At 65.6% G+C, this 17,564-nt stretch carries 17 protein-coding genes; 8 read left to right on the top strand and 9 right to left on the bottom strand.

Annotated elements, in window-relative coordinates; all coding sequences use genetic code 11:
• The first annotated feature begins 349 nt into the window (after positions 1–349).
• The 4 genes from FBY20_RS25105 (at position 350) to FBY20_RS25090 (ending at position 4,903) form a co-directional block, all read left to right on the top strand.
• Entirely contained in the window at positions 350–1,132 is a 783-nt protein-coding gene (locus tag FBY20_RS25105) for a hypothetical protein (protein WP_142055246.1), read from the top strand.
• A gap of 133 nt (positions 1,133–1,265) precedes the next feature.
• Entirely contained in the window at positions 1,266–2,588 is a 1,323-nt protein-coding gene (locus FBY20_RS25100; protein WP_056318767.1) for a tetratricopeptide repeat protein, read from the top strand.
• A 56-nt stretch (positions 2,589–2,644) separates the two neighbouring features.
• On the top strand, positions 2,645–3,787 hold the full coding sequence (locus FBY20_RS25095; protein ID WP_142055244.1) for a formylglycine-generating enzyme family protein: 1,143 nt from the start codon (positions 2,645–2,647) through the stop codon (positions 3,785–3,787).
• Between the two features lie 90 nt (positions 3,788–3,877).
• A complete protein-coding gene (locus FBY20_RS25090; protein ID WP_142055242.1) occupies positions 3,878–4,903 on the top strand; it encodes an HAD family phosphatase in 1,026 nt (341 codons plus the stop codon).
• 6 nt (positions 4,904–4,909) lie between these two features.
• Here the strand turns inward: FBY20_RS25090 and FBY20_RS25085 are convergent, their stop codons facing one another.
• From FBY20_RS25085 to FBY20_RS25055, 7 genes are all read right to left on the bottom strand, one after another.
• Positions 4,910–6,712, bottom strand: coding sequence for an alpha/beta hydrolase (locus tag FBY20_RS25085; RefSeq protein ID WP_142055240.1), 1,803 nt, complete (start codon positions 6,710–6,712; stop codon positions 4,910–4,912).
• Positions 6,709–7,227, bottom strand: coding sequence for a hypothetical protein (locus tag FBY20_RS25080; protein ID WP_142055238.1), 519 nt, complete (start codon positions 7,225–7,227; stop codon positions 6,709–6,711). Before FBY20_RS25080 ends, FBY20_RS25085 begins: the two co-directional genes overlap by 4 nt.
• Before the next feature lie 40 nt (positions 7,228–7,267).
• Complete coding sequence (locus tag FBY20_RS25075; protein WP_142055236.1) at positions 7,268–8,002, bottom strand: helix-turn-helix domain-containing protein; 735 nt, start codon at positions 8,000–8,002, stop codon at positions 7,268–7,270.
• A gap of 198 nt (positions 8,003–8,200) precedes the next feature.
• Positions 8,201–8,854 (bottom strand): response regulator transcription factor, encoded by a 654-nt coding sequence (locus FBY20_RS25070; RefSeq protein ID WP_056318770.1) that lies wholly within the window; start codon positions 8,852–8,854, stop codon positions 8,201–8,203.
• Positions 8,851–9,939 carry a PAS domain-containing sensor histidine kinase gene (locus FBY20_RS25065; protein WP_142055234.1) on the bottom strand — a complete coding sequence of 363 codons (1,089 nt, stop codon included), beginning with the start codon at positions 9,937–9,939 and terminating at the stop codon, positions 8,851–8,853. Before FBY20_RS25065 ends, FBY20_RS25070 begins: the two co-directional genes overlap by 4 nt.
• A 161-nt stretch (positions 9,940–10,100) precedes the next feature.
• A complete protein-coding gene (locus FBY20_RS25060) occupies positions 10,101–10,616 on the bottom strand; it encodes a flavodoxin family protein (RefSeq protein ID WP_142055232.1) in 516 nt (171 codons plus the stop codon).
• Positions 10,617–10,645: 29 nt separating this feature from the next.
• Positions 10,646–11,101 (bottom strand): CBS domain-containing protein, encoded by a 456-nt coding sequence (locus FBY20_RS25055; RefSeq protein ID WP_056317885.1) that lies wholly within the window; start codon positions 11,099–11,101, stop codon positions 10,646–10,648.
• A gap of 166 nt (positions 11,102–11,267) precedes the next feature.
• On the opposite strand from FBY20_RS25055, the gene FBY20_RS25050 reads away from it, so the two are divergent.
• Positions 11,268–12,641, top strand: coding sequence for an MBL fold metallo-hydrolase RNA specificity domain-containing protein (locus tag FBY20_RS25050; RefSeq protein WP_142055230.1), 1,374 nt, complete (start codon positions 11,268–11,270; stop codon positions 12,639–12,641).
• Positions 12,642–12,722: 81 nt separating this feature from the next.
• Here the strand turns inward: FBY20_RS25050 and FBY20_RS25045 are convergent, their stop codons facing one another.
• Complete coding sequence (locus tag FBY20_RS25045) at positions 12,723–13,148, bottom strand: universal stress protein (RefSeq protein WP_082586192.1); 426 nt, start codon at positions 13,146–13,148, stop codon at positions 12,723–12,725.
• Positions 13,149–13,431: 283 nt separating this feature from the next.
• Between FBY20_RS25045 and FBY20_RS25040 the strand changes: the two genes are divergently transcribed.
• Genes FBY20_RS25040 through FBY20_RS25030 form a run of 3 tightly spaced genes read left to right on the top strand, consistent with a single transcriptional unit; the run spans position 13,432 to position 15,732 of the window.
• A complete protein-coding gene (locus FBY20_RS25040) occupies positions 13,432–14,271 on the top strand; it encodes a universal stress protein (RefSeq protein ID WP_056317890.1) in 840 nt (279 codons plus the stop codon).
• Positions 14,272–14,302: 31 nt separating this feature from the next.
• The gene (locus FBY20_RS25035; RefSeq protein ID WP_056317892.1) at positions 14,303–14,752 is read left to right on the top strand and encodes a universal stress protein; all 450 of its coding nucleotides are present in this window, start codon (positions 14,303–14,305) and stop codon (positions 14,750–14,752) included.
• The gene (locus tag FBY20_RS25030; RefSeq protein ID WP_142055228.1) at positions 14,749–15,732 is read left to right on the top strand and encodes a zinc-binding alcohol dehydrogenase family protein; all 984 of its coding nucleotides are present in this window, start codon (positions 14,749–14,751) and stop codon (positions 15,730–15,732) included. Before FBY20_RS25035 ends, FBY20_RS25030 begins: the two co-directional genes overlap by 4 nt.
• 33 nt (positions 15,733–15,765) lie before the next feature.
• Here the strand turns inward: FBY20_RS25030 and FBY20_RS25025 are convergent, their stop codons facing one another.
• Entirely contained in the window at positions 15,766–17,556 is a 1,791-nt protein-coding gene (locus FBY20_RS25025) for an adenosylcobalamin-dependent ribonucleoside-diphosphate reductase (RefSeq protein WP_142055226.1), read from the bottom strand.
• Between the last annotated feature and the right edge of the window lie 8 nt (positions 17,557–17,564).

The raw sequence follows: 17,564 nt of genomic DNA, 5'->3' as shown, positions 1-17,564 counted from the left end.
TGAAACCAACCGCACGACGCTGCAAACCGTGCGGTTCACATTGGCCTACGTACTTGGGGGAGCGTTCATGCCCGGATACGCACTTCGGGTGGGCTGAACCGCAATAATTTTCATCCTCTAACAGCGCGTGTCAACGAAATTCTTGCCCGCGCGCGCATCGCGGCGTTCCGATGATCCGCACGGACTGGAGCGCGCGCACCACGCGGCCAAAGCTGGGCAGTGAGCTTACTCTGGGCCAGCGCCACAACGTTGCCAGGCACGGCAGGTAGCTCGTATCGTTGTCGCGTCCCGGCGCGCGTGGGCGTGCGGCCGGCGGGCCCATTTAGGTGACCGGACAAGCGGGGATCATATGGACTACTCGTTTCTGCTGGCGGGGCTGGCCTTGGCATTTTTCGTGACGCTGTTTTGCGCCATCGCTTTCGGAAGGCGGTTGGGCCGAAGGCTGCAAGAGCAGGGTGGCGCAGGCGTCGCCGCCATCGAGGCATCGGTGTTTGCGCTGCTGGGACTGCTGGTGGCGTTTACCTTTTCGGGCGCCGCGCAGCGCATGGCCGAGCGGCGCAATCTGGTGATCCAGGAGGTCAACGCCATTGGCACGGCATGGCTGCGGATCGATCTGCTGGCCCCCACCGACCAGCCCGGCGTGCGCGAACAATTCCGCGCGTACGTCGACCAGCGGATACGGTATGAGCGCCGTGTCGCGGACCTGACGGAGCGTGTGGGCATCGCGGCCAAGGCGTCCGCGATGCAACAGGATATCTGGCGCGCGTCGATCGCCGCGACGAAAAACGGCGTACCGCCGCCGCTGGCCGCGTCGTACGTCGCCGCCGTGAACGACATGTTCGACGCCGCGACCTCGCTGTCCGCCGCCCAGAAGGTGCACCCACCTCTCGCGGCGTACGTGTTCCTGGGCTTTCTGGCGTTGACGGGCGCGTTTCTGGTGGGCGTGAACCTGGCGGCCGCCAAGCGGCAAACGTTGCTGCATCAGTGCATCTATGCCGTGGTGATGACCGCGGCGCTCTACATCATCGTCGACTTCGAATTTCCGCGGATCGGCACGATACGCATCGACCAGAGCGACGCCTTGCTGGTCGCGCAGCGCGCAAGCATGGGCAATCCGGACGGCAGTCACTGACATCGGGTGGCGGGGACCCGCGCGTCCGGTGCAACCGCACTAGCGCAACTGCGTTTTGCCGGAACGCCGCAACCATGCTTATATTTTTGAAGATTTTCCCAGCCCGTCGCGGGCCGGCCTCTGGGAGACCACCATGGCGCTGAGCGATGTACGGGGCAACCCGGTTTCCAGCGATGAACCGGCATCAATGGCCGCCTACGAGCGGGCGCAAAGCCTGTTTCATGGCTACTACGGCGATCCGCTGGGCGTCATTGACGAGGCCTTGGCCGATGACCCCGTTTTCGTGATGGGCCATCTGCTGCGCGCGGGAATGATGATCACCGCCAGCGACAAATGCGTCGAACCGCTGCTGCGCGAAAGCGTGCAAGCCGCCGAAGCGCTCTACGACATTGCCAACGATCGCGAACGCCGCCACGCCGCCGCGGCCCGCGCCTGGCTCGACGGGGAATTCTCCCGATCCTTGCGGCGCTATGCCGACATCCTTGCTGACTATCCGCACGACACGCTGGCGCTGCAGGTTGGCCACATTGGCGATTTCCTGCTCGGCCGCTCGACCATGCTGCGCGACCGCGTCGCCGGCATCCTGCCCGCCTGGGACCGCTCGATGCCCGACTACGGCTACGTCTTGGGCATGCACGCGTTCGGCTTGGAAGAGACGAACCTGTACGGGCCAGCCGAGGCGCAAGGGCGCCGTGCGCTGGAGCTCAACCCGCGCGATCCCTGGGCCGTGCACGCCGTCGCTCACGTCCTGGAAATGCAGGGCCGGATCGACGAGGGTATCGCCTGGCTGAACGGAAGACGGGGCGACTGGTCCGAGGACAACATGCTGGCCATCCACAACTGGTGGCATCTGGCTCTGTTTCAGCTGGATCGCGACGAGATTGGCGACGTGCTGGCGTTGTACGACAGTAGGCTGCGCGAAGCTTCCACGGGCCAGGTGCTGGATCTGATCGACGCCTCCGCCATGCTGTGGCGTCTGCATTTGAGAGGCGTGGATGCCGGCTCGCGATGGCGCCAACTTGCCGATGTCTGGCAGACGCGTGGCGGCGCCGGGTTCTACGCCTTCAATGACGTGCATGCGCTGATGGCGTATCTGGGCGCGGGTGACGGCGCTGCCGCCCAGGCGCTCATCGAGTCGATGGAAACGGCGGCGGACGGCACGGGCACGAACGCGATGATGACCCGGGATGTGGGATTGCCCGTGGCGCACGCGCTGGCCGCGTTCGCCCGGCAAGATTACGCGCTTGCCGTCAACCTGCTGCGGGACGTGCGTCTTGTTGCGCATCGATTCGGCGGCAGCCACGCGCAGCGCGACGTGCTGGCGCTGACATTGGTGGAAGCGGCGTTGCGCGACGGCGCGCGCTCTCTGGCCAAGGTGCTGACTGCCGAACGCATGGCCCTCAAGCCCGGCAGCGCAGGCAACCGCGCGCTTGCCGCGCGGGCCGCAGCGCTGTAGGTGGCGGCACGCACGGCGGCCTGGTGCCGGCTATGCGCGCCTGACGGAGAAAGCGCATGAAAAGACGAGCCAGTATTGGAATTGCAGTGGCAGCCATCCTTTGCACGGCAGGCGTCATCGGCGCCTATGTCGCGGTCTCCGCGCCCGCGAAGGACGTTCCCGTCGTCAAGCTGGGAGACGGCAAGCAAGGCCCGGCAGGAATGGCGTGGATCCCCGGCCATGAGTTCCTGATGGGCAACGATCATCAGATGTCGCAACCGAACGAGCGGCCGGCGCACAAGGTGCGCGTGAGCGGGTTCTGGATGGACGTTCATGATGTCACCAACGCGCAATTCCGCCGCTTTGTCGAGGCGACCGGCTATGTCACGACCGCCGAGAAAAAGCCGCGCTGGGAAGACCTGCGCGTCCAGCTTCCCGCGGGGACGCCACGCCCGGACGACAGTGCGTTGCAGGCGGGCGCCATGGTGTTCGTCGGCACGCAGACCGAGGTGTCGCTGCGGGACTACTCGCGCTGGTGGCGTTTTGTTCCCGGCGCGAATTGGCGGCATCCCGAGGGGCCGCACAGCACCATCGCCGGCAAGGACGACCATCCGGTGGTGCAGGTGTCTTATGAAGATGCGCAGGCCTACGCCAAGTGGGCGGGCAAGCGGCTTGCGACCGAAGCCGAATGGGAGTTCGCCGCGCGAGGCGGCCTCGCGCAGGCGACCTACACGTGGGGCAACGAGCTGTCGCCGCAAGGCCGGGCCATGGCAAACATCTGGGACACGCGCCAGGCGCAACCGTTTCCGGTCGTGAAAGATGAAAAAGTGCAGGTCGGCACCACGCCCGTGGGCAGTTTTTCGCCCAATGGCTATGGCTTGTACGACATGGCCGGGAACGTCTGGCAATGGACGTCGGACTGGTACCGCGCGGACGCTTTCAGAATTCAGGCGCAATATCGCCAGCCGCCGCAGGATCCCGCCGGGCCGGCGAACAGCTTCGACCCTGACGAACCCGGCATGCCGGCATCGGCGCCCAAGCGCGTGACCCGGGGCGGGTCCTTCCTGTGCAGCGATACCTATTGCATCAGCTACCGCGCCAGCGCACGGCGCGGCACGGACCCGCTCAATCCCATGTCCCACATCGGGTTCCGAACCGTCATGACGCCGCAGCAATGGAAGATGGCGCAGGCAGCGCAGGGCAGCATCGCCAGCCGTTGATTGTGCGCCAGGCAGGAAGCGGGCAGGGCAGGCAGTTGCCGCCGGTCTGGCAGGGCCCGCGCGCGTTGCGCGCATTCCAGGGGGAAGATCATGCACGCCTCATTCGAACACCAATATGCGCGGCGGCTGGCGTGGATATGGCTGTGGGTTCTTTTCCTGCTGGCCGGGTGCGCGTCATCCGGCCGCGAGAGCCAAGCCGGGTTGCCGTCCTGGACCGATGGCCCCTCCCGCACGGCGATCGTGGCGTTCGTGAAGGCGGTCACCGACCCGGCCAGCCCGGAATTCGTGCCCGCCGAGGACCGCATCGCGGTGTTCGACAACGACGGCACGCTGTGGAGCGAGAAGCCCATCTACTTCCAGGTCATGTTCTCGATGGATGAAGTGCATGCGCTGGCGCCGTCACATCCGGACTGGTATACCCGCCAGCCTTTCATGGCGGTGCTGCAGGGCGACCACGAGGCAGTGGCACGATCGGGCGTGCACGGCATGATGGAGATCTTGCTGGCAACCAACACCGGCATGCCGGTGGGCCAGTACACGCAGCGCGTGGACCAGTGGCTGGACACCGCCCGCCACCCGCGCACCAAGCTGCCCTACGACAGCATGACGTACGTGCCGATGCGCGAACTGCTGGACTACCTGCGCGCCAACGGTTTCACGACCTACATTGTGTCGGGCGGGGACACGGAGTTCATGCGCGCCTGGACCGCGCAGGCCTACGGCATCCCGCCCGAGCAGGTGATTGGCACCCTGTTTGGCAGCGAATTCGTGACGAACGGCAGTGGATTCGAACTCATGCGGCTGCCCAAGCTGGACTTCAACAACGACGGCCCGGGCAAGCCCGTGGCGATCCAGCGCCACATCGGCAAGCGTCCGATCATGGCGTTCGGCAATTCCGACGGCGACTTGCAGATGCTGCAGTGGACGACGACCGGGCCAGGCAGACGCTTCGGAGGCATCGTGCACCACACCGACGCCAAGCGCGAGTGGGCCTACGACCGGCACTCCAGCGTGGGCCGGCTCGACAAGGCGCTGGACGAGGCGCCCGCCAGAGGCTGGACGGTCGTGGACATGGAGAAGGAGTGGAAACGGATCTACGCGCAACCGTGGCCTTGAGACGCGTCATTTCTGCATGACGTAGCTGCCCGGCGCGGCCATCGGCGCGCCAGGATCGTCGTCGGGCCGCCGCCCGGCAACGCCGGACCGTGCGGGCCGCAAGGGCCCTGAGCGATGCGCCAGCCACTCGGTCCACGTCGGCCACCACGACCCCCCGCATTGCATGGTCGTGGCCAGCCATTCGTCCGGACCCGCGCGCAGATCATCCTTCGGCCCTGCGGAAAGCCGGTGCCAGCGGCCCGGATGCCCCGGCTCGCTCACGACGCCGGCATTATGGCCGCCGCTGGTCAAGACGTAGCGTATGTCCGCGTCCGTCAGGTAATGGATCTTGAATACGGAACGCCAGGGCGCGATGTGATCGTTGACCGCACCCAGCGCAAAGATGGGCGTGCGGATGTTGCGCAAGGCAATCGTACGTCCGTTCACCTCGAATCGCCCGGCCGCCAGTTCGTTGTTCAGAAACAGTTTGCGCAGATACTCCGCATGCATCCGGTACGGCATGCGCGTCGAATCCGCATTCCAGGCGACGAGGTCGTTCGGAAGGATGCGCTGACCCAGAAAATAGGTCTGCACCGCGCGGCTGGCGACATCCTCGATGGGCCGCAAGGACTGGAAGGCCGCGGCCATTTGCCCGGCGGACAGGTAGCCTTGCGCCCACATGACGCTTTCCAGCATATGCACCTCGCTCGCGTCGATGTACAAGCCCAGGCCACCGGGCTCCGTAAAGTCGGTCTGCGCCGCCAGCAGGGAGATCGTGGCAAGGCGGTCGTCCGCGTCGCCTGCCATGGTCGCGGCCGCAATGGCCAGCAGCGTGCCGCCCAGGCAGTACCCCACGGCATGCACGCGCTGGCCGGGCACGCATCGATTGACCGCTGCCATTGCCGCCATGAAGCCCAGGCGGCGGTAGTCGTCCAGGCAGAGGTCGCGGTCGCGCGCATCGACATTGCGCCATGAGATGCAGAACACCGTGAACCCTTGCGCCACCAGGTAGCGGATCAGGGAATTTTCGGGCGACAGATCCAGCACGTAGTACTTCATGATCCACGCCGGCGTGATCAAAATGGGCTCCGGACGGACCTGCGGCGTGGAGGGCGCGTACTGGATCAGTTCGATCAAGTGATTGCGGTACACCACCGTGCCGGGGGTCACCGCCACGTTGACGCCCACCTCGAACCGTTCCAGGCCGGGCTCCGGCAGGCCCAACAACCTGTGCCGCACGTCCTCTGCCAGATGTCCCATCCCTTGAACCAGGTTCAGGCCCTTGTCGGTCACCGTACGCGCAATCACTTCGGGGTTGGACCAGGGAAAGTTGGCCGGCGCAAAGACGTCGCACCATTGGCTTGCGCAGAAGGAAACGACGTCGGCGTGATGGGCGGAGACTCCCGGCACATGGGTCGTGGCCTCGGCCCACCACTTGCGCGCTTCGGAAAAACAATGCTGCCAATATTGGAAGGGTTCAGCCCGCCAGGCCGGCGCGGCGCACCTGCGGTCAAGGACTGCCTCGGGACAGACGTGAGGGCGGCCCGCCAGGGCCATCGCGGCATGTGCGCTGAGCGCCTGGATGGCGTTTCCCGCCTGCAGCGCCAGTCCGATCTGCTTGCCAGGTGCGGCCCCCAGGTGGATCAGCCAGTCGGCCATCGCGAGCGCAAGGGCACTCGGTGAAATGCCGCCCGTCAGCTGCGCGATGAGCGCCGCCTTGAAGTAGTCCAGCGCCGCCAGCGCGTTGTCCGCGTCAGGCGGCGCAGATGCCGACGGGCCGGTAACGGATTCTGCGACCGGATGCGCCTTCGCGACCCTCACATGCGTCATTGGCTGGCGCGCGTCATTGCGGCCACGGCATTGCCGTCGGCCAGGAATTTGGCCGTGCTTTCCGCGATCTGCGACATTCTTTCTTGCCAGGGATTCTTGCTCTCACGCAGGGCTGCGGCGGTCATGGTGGACGTCTCGCGCGCGATCTTCTCCATTTCCTTCAGATAACTGAACTCGCGGCCCATCAGATCCGTCATCAATTTTTGGTGCAGGGCGCACATGGCGGTCAGAGACGTCGCAGCGTTGACCTGGGCATTGGCTTCCTGGGCGAATGCCAGCATTTCCTTGTCGGTCTTGAGCTGCAGCGAGCGCAGTTGCCGCGCGAATTCGAAATAACTGGTGGCCGCGGCCAGCGCAGAATGAATTCCGTATTTGTATAGCGCCACGTAGGGTTCATAGTCGGGTTGCATAAGGTCATCCTCCAGGTCAGGCGTAACCGCTCGACGCGGCACTTCGGCGGCCGACCGGCTTGCTCCAGCCAGAATAGGCCTGCCCGCGACCGGGATGTTGACCAAACTCAAGTTCCGAACGACATCCTGCAAGGCGCAGGCACGCCTACCCGCTGCTCATCTGCCGCAGCGCATCGACGTCGCGGATCTGGAGCTGTCGCCGGGATACGTTGACCAGCGACGCCTCCTGCAGGCGGCCCAGCACTCGGCAGACCGTCTCAACTTTCATGCCCAGATGATTGGCGATGTCCTCGCGCGTCATCTTCAAGGTGAAGGCGAGGGGAGAGTAGCCATTGGCCGACATCTGGTCCGACATTCCCACCAGGAAATCGGCGACCCGCTGCTCGGTCTTCATGCACCCCAGGGTCAGCAACAGCCGCCGGTACTGATCGATATCGTGAGCGATCAAGCGGTGGAACTGCTGCGCGCACGAGAAATCATCCCGGCATCTGTCCATGATGTCCGAGAAAGGCAGTACGCAGACGAGCGAATCCTCCAGCGCGATGGCATCGCAGCGATGGGTGCCGCTCTCGATGGCATCCAGGCCCAGCAACGCGCCCGCCGACGGAAAGCCCATGATCTGCTCGAGGCCGGCCCGGTTGGTCGCGCGCAGCTTTACCGACCCTGACCGCAGCACATATAGGTTCTGCAACGCGTCTCCCGCGCGGTAGACAGATTCGCCGCGGTGAATCAGCCGCCGGCAGCGAACCGTGTCGCTCAGGGGGGGCCTGGCCGCGGCCGATCCTGCGCGGCAGATCCGGGCCAGGGCGCAACGGTCGCAATCGGCGGACACGCCTGGCGCACTGTCCGTGTAGTTTGTGACAACGATGGGTGAGTCCATGCCCGCGGCTCCTCGGGGGGATGTGGCGGTGACGCGGCAGCAGGCCGATCGCCTTGTCCGTATCGCTTTGTCCGTATCGCTTTGTTGGTATCGCGATGGGGGCTAGTATCGGATGCCGCGCTGCCGTGCGCTATCAGCGCAGATCGCCACGTTTTGGCCGACGACGCCTACAGATGTAGGCAAATTCCTACAGCGTGCTCAGCGAGAAGGGGCGTCGTCATCGTCGACGAGCCGGTGCCGTATCGCGTAACGGACCAGATCCGACTGGTTGCGCAAGTGCAGCTTGAGCAGTATCCGGCTTTTATACGTGCTGACCGTCTTGACGCTCACGAACAGCAGTTGCGCGATGTCCGAATTGTTCATGCCCGACGCCAGATGGCGGAAAACCGACAATTCCCGATCGGAAAGGAGCGCGTGGGGCAGCGATTCCGCATGCCCGTACCGGTCAAATGCAATGCTTTCAGCCAGCGACTGGCTCAGATACCGCCCGCCACCGGCCACCTTGCGCACCGCCTGCACCAGCTCTTCGCTGGCGCTGTCCTTGGTCAGGTAGCCCGCCGCACCCGCCTTGATCGCCTGGACGGCGTACTGCTGCTCGCCGTGCATCGTGAGCACCAGGATGGGCACGTCCGGGTGGGAGTTTTTGATGTGCCGGATCAGATCGACGCCGTCGCGCCCGGGCATCGACATGTCCAGCACCAGAAGATCCCATTGCCCCTCGGCCAGAAGGTTCAGCGCTTCGTTGCCGTTGCCGGCTTCGCCGCCGACGCGGATATCTGCGGCCTGCTCGAGCAGCCGCCTCAGGCCTTCGCGCAGCAATGTATGGTCGTCGGCAAGCATGACGTTGATCATGTCGCCTCCCATTGCGAGTCGGGTGGGCGGACCGGGATGCGCACCTCCAGGCGAAACCCGCCTTTCCTGCGGGTATGAACGGAAACATCGCCGCCCAGCAGGCGGACCCGTTCGCGAATGCCCTGCAGGCCAAGCGAAAGGGGCAACTTCTTGGCCAGACTCTCCGGTGTGGCGCCAACGCCGTTGTCGGACACGGTCAGCGCGCAATGCGAGTCGTCACAGACAAGACGCACATGGACGGCGCTGGCCTGCGCATGCTTGGCGATATTGGTCAGCGCCTCCTGCACGACGCGGAACAGGGTGGTGGCGACCTGCTTTGCCGGTTCGGCGGGGCCGATCCGGATGTCCGATTCCGTATCCACGCCATAGCGCGAAACGAAATTGGCCACCAGCCATTCGACCGCCGCTGCCAGTCCAAGGTCGTCGAGCATGACGGGCCGCAGGTCAGAGGCGATGCGGCGCAGCGATTTGAACGTGGCCTTGATGAGCTGCCGCATGGACCGCACGCGCTCGCGTGCCTCGACGTTGTCGGACGCCAGAATCGCTTCAAGTTGGGACAGCTCCATCGTCAGCGCCGTCAGGCTTTGGCCCAGGTCGTCATGGAGCTCGCGCGCAATGTGCTTCTTTTCCTGCTCGCGCACGTGAAGCAGGGCATTGGACAGGCGGGTCAGCTCGTCCCGGGACGCTCTCAAGGCCTGGTCGATACGCTGGCGCTCCGTGATGTCGCGCAGAAAGATCGACAGGTACACGCCGGCGCTGGTGCAGGTTTGCGATATCGAAGCCTCCATCGGAAACTCTTCGCCGTTGGACCGAAGGCCCCATAGCGGCGCGCCCAGGCCCATCTGGCGATCGGAAATTCCGGTGGTCATGAAGCGGCCGACATGCTTGGCATGAACGGCTCGAAAGCGCAGCGGGATCAGGATGTCCACGCTGGCGCCGATGGCCTGGTCGGCGGAAAGCATGAACACGCGTTCCGCCGCAGCGTTGAACATCACGATGTGTTGCAACGCGTCGATCGTGATGATCGGTTCTGTGGCGGACTGGATGATATCGAGCAGCGGAGGCGCGCCAGAGGAGAGCTTCATTGCTGGATATGTGGGTGCCGGGATCGCCCTTCCAGGGGGAACTTGTCCATTGCAACACACAATTCCGCAAGCGGCGAGCGTCGCGCGTGGGCTACCGCCACGTGCACTAGTGCAGGCGGCGGATCTGGTCAGCGGGGCTTGGACTTGTGCCCGAGCGCCGCTTAGTCAACGGCCGACAGCAGCGAGTCGCTCCCGCCCGATTCCCAGGCCGCGAGCGTCCTTTCCTTGAACCGGCAAAGGGACGCGTCGCACTCTTCGGCCAACACGTCGTACTGCTTGAGCAGGAGAATGCCGCGGGGCTTTGCGCCCACGACGGCGGCGATATCATCGACAGCCCGGAATCCGCCATAGCCCGACATCACGCAAATGACGGAGTAGGTCTTGATCAGCCGCCCCTGCGTCATCAGGAACGAGCGCATGGGGGCCGCGAGCGATCGAAGCCAGACTGGCGCGATCAGGATCACGTGGTCGAACTGGTCCAGGGCAGGGCCGGCATAGCGAATCTCGGGTTGGCGCTTGAAGAGGCAATCGGTGACGCAGCGAAGGTCGCCAGCCAACCCGATGCGTGAGGATGCGTCCCGCACTTCGTGGACCTCCCATCCCGTGATCGATGCCAGCCGCTCGGCCACGGTGCGTCCTGTGCCGGTGCGTGAATAAAAGACGATGCCGATCCGCATGGCGTTCACTCCTGGCCGCAACGACGGCCTCAGACTTCCTGGGCCAGCAGCGCCTGAAGAATGTCCCGGCGGCTGACCACGCCGACCAGTTTTCCCTGCCGGACCACGGGAACCCGCTTGATCCCGCGCTTGAGCAGCACATCTGCAATTTCGGACAGGTCGGCGGACTCATCCACCGTGATGGCAGGGCTGCTCATCACGGCCGATGCCGTCTGCTCGCCCAGTTGAAGGCTGTGCAGAAATTCCAGATTCAGTGCCTCGCCTTCTGCCAGGAGCGATAGCCAGTGGTTCACCTTTCTCTGATGCGCGCTGTCCTGGCGCCGCACCAGATCGCCTTCGCTGACCACACCGATCAACGCGCCGTCGTCGCCCGTCACCATCACGGCGCTGATGTCTCGATCCAGCATGGCACGCATAATCTGCGAAACCGGGGTACGCGGGGATACGCAGTATGGGGTCGCGGTCATGAGGTCGCGCGCTTTCATGGCATTTCTCCTGGGTGGCGGGGGCACGCCCCACGCCGGTTTGCTTGTCGGTCCTATGTTGATCTCGCGCCCGGCGGTTATCTTGATATTGGTCAAGCAAGGATGGGCCTGCCACATCAATGCTGCTTATTAGCGAAAACTTGGTCAGACAGTCAGGAGTCGATCCATGACAGAGAAGCTGCGCATACACTTTTGCGGGGCCGCCGGCACCGTGACCGGCTCGCGTCATCTGCTGGATGCGTCCGGGCGGCTGATCCTGATGGATTGCGGGTTGTTCCAGGGACTCAAGCCGCTACGGCTGCTCAACTGGGCGCCGTTTCCCGTGGCGCCCTCGAAAATCGAAGCCGTGCTGCTGTCGCACGCGCACCTGGACCATTCGGGGTATCTGCCCAGGCTCGTGCGGGAGGGTTTCGCCGGCCCGATCTATTGCTCCGAAGGGACGCGCGACCTGTGCGAATTGCTTTTGCTGGATAGCGCCCACTTGCAGGAAGCCGATGCCGATTACCTGAACCGCCACGGCCTGTCGCGCCATCGTCCCGCGCTGCCGCTGTACACGGTAGCCGACGCGCGCAGAGCGATCGCCGCGCTCCGCCCGGTCCCGTTCGATGCGCCGACGCCGCTTCCGGGGGGAATGCAGGTCCGGTTCTCGCGCGCCGGCCACGTCCTGGGCGCCGCCATCGTCGAACTCGATTACCCGGGTGGACGACTGGTTTTTTCCGGCGACCTGGGCCGCTATGACGACCCGCTGATGCCGCCGCCCGCGTCCGTGACGCAGGCGGATCATCTGATTGTCGAATCGACCTACGGCAATCGCAGCCACGGCACGCAAAGCGTGCCGGACACGCTGGCCGGCATCATCCAGCGCACCATCCGGCGAGGGGGCTCCCTTGTGATTCCGGCGTTTGCCGTCGGCCGAGCCCAGCTCCTGTTGTTTCATTTGTGGCGGCTCAGGCTGGCCGGAAGCATCCCTCGCGATCTGCCCATCTACCTGGATAGTCCGATGGCCAGCAGCGCGGTCGACGTCTATCTACGGCATACCGCCGATCAGCGATTGCCGCGTGCGGATGCCAGGGCCGCGTTCGGCGTTGCCACCTGCGTCACTGACGTCGAACAATCCAAGGCGCTGGACCGCTCGCCAATGCCCAAGATCATTCTTTCGGCCAGCGGCATGGCCACGGGCGGACGGGTCATTCACCATCTCAAGCACTACGCCAGAGACCCTAGAAACACGATCCTCTTTGCCGGCTTCCAGGCGATGGGAACGCGCGGGGCCGCCATGCTGGATGGCGCCCGTCAAGTCAAGATACATGGAGAATATGTGCCGGTGCGCGCCGAGGTGGACAACCTGTCGATGTTGTCGGCGCATGCGGACGCCGACGAGATCCTGCGCTGGCTTCGTGGATTCTCAAGCGCGCCCCGGCATACCTACATCGTGCACGGAGAACCCGCGGCCGCCGACGCGCTGCGCCTGCGCATCAAGGACGAGCTTGGCTGGCGCTGCCATCCTGTCGAGCCGTCCGAAACCGCCGTGTTGAACTGATCCGGCGCGGCGCTCGGCAGGGAAGGGCGGGCCCGGCCCAGGCCGCCCGGACAGCGGGCGGGCAAGGCCGGGCCCGCCTGGTCAATTGATCATGACGACCGGTATGTGGGCGGTGTGCAGCACTTTCAGCGCCACCGACCCGAGCAGCAGGCTGCCTGCGGCTCCTAGCCCCCGCGAACCCATGACGATGTGGTCGCAGTGCTGTTCGGCGGCATAGGTGGTGATCGTTGCGGCCACGGGCCCCACGCGCATCTGCGTTTGATAGCTGACCCCGGCGGCATCCAGGACCGACCGCGCCTCGGCGAGCGCGGCGCTGGATTCATCCTCGTAGTAGTCCCGGATCATTTCCGGCGTGACGAACGCGCGGACGGCGCCCGACACAATGGGTATTTGCACGTTCAGCAGGTGGATCGCGCAGTCGCCATGCTCACGGATGTGATCGATCATGTACTTCACGGCACGCAAGGCGTTTTCGGAGCCGTCGATGGGAATGAGTACGTTCTTCACAGTGGCCTCAACATTTGGGGGTAGGAAAGGCGCAGCCTCGGCTGCCTGCAACCATCATGACGCGAATGATGCCCCGGCCATTGACTGGAATCAAGGTTTCGGCCCCACCCCGACAGCGGCGTCCCCGCTCGCGCGTTGACGAAGGTCAATATTTGCCAGGCGCACCCGCGCAAGATGAAGCCTATGCAAGAGGACGTTGCCCCGCCAGCCAGTCAAGGGAGCGCCGCAGCGTGTGAGACGCGTGCAGGCAGTCCTCAGCCACTTACTGCCACCGGAGGTCACCATGTTCCGTCGAATCGCTGTCCATCTGGACCAGGGCGCCGATTGTTCGCGCCGGCTCGATTTCTGTCTGCGTCTGGCCAAGGCCCATGACGCCCACCTGACAGGGATATACGCCAGCTACGTCGCGCCGGGCTATTTCTATGACGAAGCCGGGTTGTGGGTGAGGGGGATGGATCGGGCGGTCCAGATCCACGAAAAGGCGCGCACTGCCGTCCAGAAGGCGTTCAGCGAGGCTGCCGAGCACGCCGGCGTTGCGGCGGCATGGCGGCAAGGCGAGTGGGGCACGCCCGCGGAGTGCGTTTCCCGGCACGCGCGTTCCTCGGATGTCGTCGTGGTGGGGCAGAACAACCTGAAGGATCTCGAAGCGGCCACGGGCAACGATTTCGTCGAGCAGGTGATCCTCACCTCGGGCCGGCCCGTCATCGTGCTGCCCATCGCCGGGACGTTCAGCACGATCGGCGGCCGGGTGCTGTACTGCTGGGACCGCGGCCGCGAGGCGGCGCGGGCCATCGCCGACGCCGCGCCGCTGCTGCGCAATGCCGCGGCTTTGCAGGTGTTGTCCCTGGACGAGGGATTCCCCTTGCAGCAGCCTTCGGACGTTCCCTTCGAGGACCTCGTCGCCTACTGCATCTGCCACGGGTTTCCCCAGCCCGTCCACCAGATGCGCGACGTCCGCCACGGAGACATCGGCGACGTGATTCTGACGGCGGCCGCGGATTTCAGTGCGGATCTCATCGTGATGGGCGGATATGGGCACAGCCGGATGCGGCAGCTTGTGATGGGCGGAGCCACGCGGTCGCTGCTCAGCGCGATGACGGTTCCCGTCCTTCTGTCCCATTAGGCGATTGCTGCGCCGCCGATCTGGATAGCCCATGTACCGCCGTATCCTTGCCGCCATCGACGGCTCGCACGCATCCGACCGGGCATTGGAGGAGGCGATCCGGATCAGCCGGGAAGCCGGCGCCTCGCTCCTTGTCGTGCATGCGCTGGAGGATCCGCCGGCAGTCCTGGAGGACAACCCCTACGCCGAGGATGCCCTGCGCACGCTGAAGGCCAGCCGGAAAGAAGCGGGCGCCAACCTGCTGAAGCGCGCCAAGGCTGACGCCGCGGCGGCCGGCGTCAACGCAGAGGCGACGCTTCTGGATGAGGACGCCATGCCGACGCCCGCGCGCATCCTGCGGGCCGCGCAGGCCTTCAACGCGGACCTGATCGTGTTGGGCACGCATGGCCACCATGGCCTGCGCCGCGCGATGCTGGGCAGCAGCGCGGAAGGCGTCGTGCGGATGGCGCCTGTCCCCGTCTTGCTGGTCCGCACCCCATGAAGGCGATGGTCCTGCAAGCGCCGGGGCTGCCCCTGACGCTGGAAACATGCGAGACGCCGCAGCCCGGCCCCGGCCAGGTCAGATTGCGCGTATTGGCATGCGCGGTCTGCCGCACGGATCTGCATGTCCTGGACGGCGAGCTGCCCAACCTCAGGTATCCCATCATTCCGGGCCATGAAGTCGTAGGCGTCGTGGAATCGGTCGGGGCTGGCGTCGACACGGCGATGCTGGGGCGCCGCATGGGTGCGGCCTGGCTGGCGCGCACGTGCGGACAATGCACGTTCTGCCGCGCCGGCCTGGAAAATCTCTGCAGCGAGGCTCTGTTTACCGGCTACACACAGGACGGCGGCTTTGCCACGCACATGCTGGCGCATGCTGACTATTTGTTTCCCTTGCCAGCGGCCAGAGCCCCGGCGCGGATGGCGCCGTGGCTCTGCGCCGGCCTGATTGGCTGGCGGGCATTGCGGGCAACCGGCGATGCCCAGCGGCTGGGGCTTTACGGTTTCGGTTCTGCGGCACGGCTCCTGACACAGGCCTGCCGCCATCTGAACCGCGAGGTGTACGCCTTTACCCGCACCGGCGATGTGGCAGCGCAAGCGCATGCGCTTGCGATGGGCGCGACTTGGGCTGGCAACAGCAGCGAACCCGCGCCAGTACCCCTGGATGGGGCGATCTTGTTCGCGCCGGTCGGCGCGCTGGTGCCGTCAGCGCTGGGCGCGGTGCGCCCGGGCGGATGCGTGGTGTGCGCGGGCATCCACATGTCGGACATCCCGGCATTTCCCTACCGCCTGCTTTGGGGCGAACGTTCGCTCTCGTCCGTCGCCAACCTGACGCGTGAGGACGGAAGAGAATTTCTGGGCAAGGCGCACGCGTGGGATCTGGGTGCCGATGTCCGCACGTATCGGCTTGAGGACGCAAATCGCGCGTTGGACGACCTGCGGGCGGGGCGCATCCAGGCGACGGCCGTGCTGCTGCCCTGAGGCGCAGCGGATCCCGGGTGCCGGGGGGGGCTCTCATGCGCACCCTTCGCAGGCGCTTGGCGTTGCCAGGGCGTCAGCCCCCGAGGTTGCCGTGCCCAGCACCGCCGCAAGCGCGGGGTCTGGCCGAAAGAGAGTAATCCCCTTGAGCCCGAGCTTGAATGCTGACATGAACAACGCCTGCGCGCGTTCGACGCTGCAGTCGGACGGCACGGGCACCGTCTTCGAAATGGAGGCGTCCACGAAAGGTTGCAAGACGCCCACCATCGCCACGTGGTCTTCAGGCGCTACCTGCTGCGCGGTGCGGAAATAGTCGGGCAAAGGCTTGCGGGCAAAATGCAGGTTCCATTGGCGCCACGCATGGTTCTCAAGCGGCACGTCAACCGCAGCGGCGCCCAGCATCACGCGGCGGCGGTAAGTCCAGCCGAAAGCCGGTTCGATCCCGCTGGAGCAATTGTCCGCAAAGGCATGGCTGACGCTGCCGGTGGGCGCATACGACACCAGATGGCTGTTTCGCAACCCATGCCGGCGCACGGCAACGCGTACCTCGGCGGCAAGCGCATCGCCGATGGCGCCGTCCGACAGGTAGTCCGCTGCGCGGTAAAGGGGAAACGGCCCGCGTTCCCGGGCCAGTGCCGCCGACGCCGCGTAGGCGCTGTCCCGGATGCACCGGGCCACTTCGCTTGCGGCCTGGCGGCCGGCGGCGCTGTCGTACCGCAATTGCAGCATCGCTAGCATGTCCGCCAGCCCGGTCACACCCACGCCTATCCTGCGCGTGGACAATGCCTGCGCCTGTTGGGCGGGCAGGGGCCAATGCGTCAACGCGATCACGTTATCGAGCATGCGCACCTGTATGCGGACCATGCTGGCCAGCTTTGCCAGGTTCACGTTGGCGGGGCCGCCCAGTCCAAATGGGTGCTCGACCAAGCGTGTCAGGTTGATGGGGCCGAGCACGCAGCATCCATAGTCGGGCAGCGGCTGCTCGCCACACGGATTGGTTGCCCGGATCGTCTCGAGGGCGTGCAGGTTGTTGGCGCGCGCGATGGTGTCGATGAACAGCAACCCCGGTTCGGCGCTGTGGACGGCCTCGCGCGCGATGGCATCCCATAAGCGCCGTGCCGAATCCTGGCGATACTGCCAAAGGCCGTCGGTTCGCTGGAATGCGCCCGCGTCGATCGCCGCTTGGCCGGGCGGGGTGCGATGAACCAGCGGCCAGGGCTCGTCGCGCTGCACCGCGGCAAGAAACGCGTCGCTGACCGCGACCGAAATATTGAAGGTGCGCCAGCGCCGGCGGCCGTGCTTGGCCCGGGCGAAATCGAGGATGTCGGGATGCGCACAGGATAGAACCGCCATTTGGGCGCCGCGGCGGCTGCCCTCGAATGCCAGGCGGGCGCACGCCGCGTCGTACTGATCGATTGCTTCGTGGACCGTCGGGGCGTCTGCCCGCCCAGGGGATCCCGCCGCCAGCGGGGGCAGCGACGAAAAATCGTACCCGACCCCGCCGCCCATGGCCAATGTCTCAAGCGCCTGCTGCAGACCGGCCTGGAAGGAGAGTGAGGCATCGGGGCCACCCACCGGCTGCACGAAACAATTGACCATGGTCGCGTGTGCCTGCGTGCCGGCGTTTGCCATGATCCGCCCCGCACCGATCGCGCCGTCCCGCATGTTCTGAAGAAACGCCGCGGCGGCGGACGCCCGCCGTGCCGGCGTCTCCGCCTGGGCGAGCGCCAGGGCGACGCGCGCGTACACCTGCGCGGCATCGTGCTCTGCGCACGCCGCGTACCGGTCAAGCAGCACATTCACGCACGCCGGCTGCGGCAGGAGCATGAAACGCC

Origin of the sequence: Achromobacter sp. SLBN-14 (assembly GCF_006715415.1) — a bacterium.
GTDB classification, from domain to species: Bacteria; Pseudomonadota; Gammaproteobacteria; order Burkholderiales; family Burkholderiaceae_B; genus Achromobacter; species Achromobacter mucicolens.
This window is presented reverse-complemented; position numbering and strand designations above follow the sequence as displayed.